The following is a 1,751-nucleotide window of genomic DNA, read 5'->3' as shown; positions in this document are numbered from 1 at the left end:
GTATCCCTCCGAGCAAGTGCATGTTTTCCGTTAACTGTCGAACAGATAATTTTGGCATCTAATGAATTTAGCAATGTCAAGAGCTCAAAGCGGCACTGTGTTGCCTCGTAGATCTGTTACTGAAAAGAAAAGGCTGTTATCTGAATGGGAACAAAGTCCTTTGAAGATGAATGATTTCTGTAAAGAAAAAGGTATATCATTATCCGGGCTGAAGACCTGGATGCGGCAGTTTGACATGGGGTACAAGCGCAAGCCACGCAAGTCGGCCGCTGCCCGGTTTATATCCCTTATTCCGGACAGATCTCTGGAGATGTCCGTTCCTTTTGCAGCATACATATTGCCTGACAACAGCAAGCTGGTGATCCACCAACCTGTTGCGGCTACCTTTTTAAGAGAATTACTATATTCCCCCAAATGATCGCACTGAATCCGGATTGCCGCTACTTCCTTTACCGTGAGCCTGTCAATATCAATAAGAGCTTTTACAGCCTGGCCGCCATTGTTAAAGAACAGATGCATACAGAACCGCTCTCCAGGGATGTATTTATATTTCTTAACAACCGATGCAATCAGCTTAAACTGCTGGTCTGGCAGGGAGATGGTTTTGCCATTTTTCATAAAAGGCTGGAAGCAGGTACCTTTGAGCTGCCCATATTCCTGCATGACCAGCGACATGCGGTGATCAGTTATAGCCAGCTGGTATTGATCCTGCAGGGAATCAGTCTTAAAAAGGTGCACTACAGGAAACGATACCACCAGGGGAATACCTGCACATTAACATCGTACTAACCTATATTGTATAAATCTTTGCTATCATTGCATCCGCAATGCAGCAGCCCCCCGACATAGACTATAAACAACGTTATGAGCAGGCACAACAGACCATCCGCCAGCTACAGCATGAGCTGTCTATGTTGAAGAAAATGATCTTCGGTAGCCGTCACGAAAAGTTTGTAACATCCGACAGCAATATCCAACAGCTATCACTGGATATAAAGGCAGAGCAGCTATTAGCCAGCAATGTTACTGAGGCAAAGAAAATATCTTATGTTCGCAGCAAAGTTGCCACTACTACGCTGCCTCATCCGGGAAGACATAAATTGCCGGATCACTTACGCAGAGAAGAGATCATTATTGAACCTGCTCACATACCGGCAGGAAGCAAGAAGATCGGGCAATTGGAAACAGAAGTACTGGAATATAAAGCCGCGGAGCTCTATGTAAAGAAATACATCCGGTATAAATACCTGACGCCGCAAGGTGATCCATCCATTGATACTTCTATAATAACGGCAGCACTTCCATCTGCGCCCATCCCAAAATGTATTGCAGGACCCGGCCTGCTGGCACAGATGATCATCGACAAATTTGTTGATCACCTACCATTACATCGCCAGATGCAGCGCTTTGAACGCGCCGGGGTGAAGCTCCCATATTCTACCTTAACAGATTGGGTAGGTGCTGCAGCAAAGTTGATCATTCCGCTTTATGAGGCGCTGGTCCAACAGGTGTTGAGTAGCGAATACATTCAATGTGATGAAACCCCGATACCGGTACTTGACAAGGACAAAAAAGGCGCTACACACCGTGGCTTTTTCTGGTGTTACCAGGACAGTATTAATAAACTGGTCATTTTTGATTACCAGGAGGGACGCAATAAGGAAGGGCCATCCAGGATGCTGGCAGACTATAAAGGTACTATCCAGACAGACGGCTACCAGGTGTATGATACTATTGCCGAAAGCAATGGT

At 45.7% G+C, this 1,751-nt stretch carries 3 protein-coding genes; all 3 read left to right on the top strand.

Going from position 1 to position 1,751, the window contains the following annotated elements; genetic code table 11:
- Nucleotides 1-61 precede the first annotated feature (61 nt).
- A complete protein-coding gene (locus tag KVT36_RS31480; RefSeq protein WP_217607391.1) occupies nt 62-418 on the top strand; it encodes a hypothetical protein in 357 nt (118 codons plus the stop codon).
- Nucleotides 415-789: an IS66 family insertion sequence element accessory protein TnpB gene (tnpB, locus tag KVT36_RS31475; RefSeq protein ID WP_217607390.1), complete on the top strand. Its 375-nt coding sequence runs from the start codon at nt 415-417 to the stop codon at nt 787-789. Before KVT36_RS31480 ends, tnpB begins: the two co-directional genes overlap by 4 nt.
- 38 nt (nt 790-827) lie before the next feature.
- On the top strand, nt 828-1,751 hold a 924-nt coding region (locus tag KVT36_RS31470), incomplete at its 3' end, for an IS66 family transposase (RefSeq protein ID WP_217607389.1).

This window comes from Chitinophaga sp. GbtcB8 (assembly GCF_019091455.1).
Classification (GTDB): domain Bacteria; phylum Bacteroidota; class Bacteroidia; order Chitinophagales; family Chitinophagaceae; genus Chitinophaga.
Note: the sequence above shows the minus strand (reverse complement) of the source record. Positions and strands in the feature narration are given on the sequence as shown.

Coding starts and splice junctions, on each gene's coding strand:
- KVT36_RS31480 (WP_217607391.1), top strand. CDS start 62: ATGAATTTAGCAATGTCAAGAGCTCAAAGCGGCACTGTGTTGCCTCGT.
- tnpB (WP_217607390.1), top strand. CDS start 415: ATGATCGCACTGAATCCGGATTGCCGCTACTTCCTTTACCGTGAGCCT.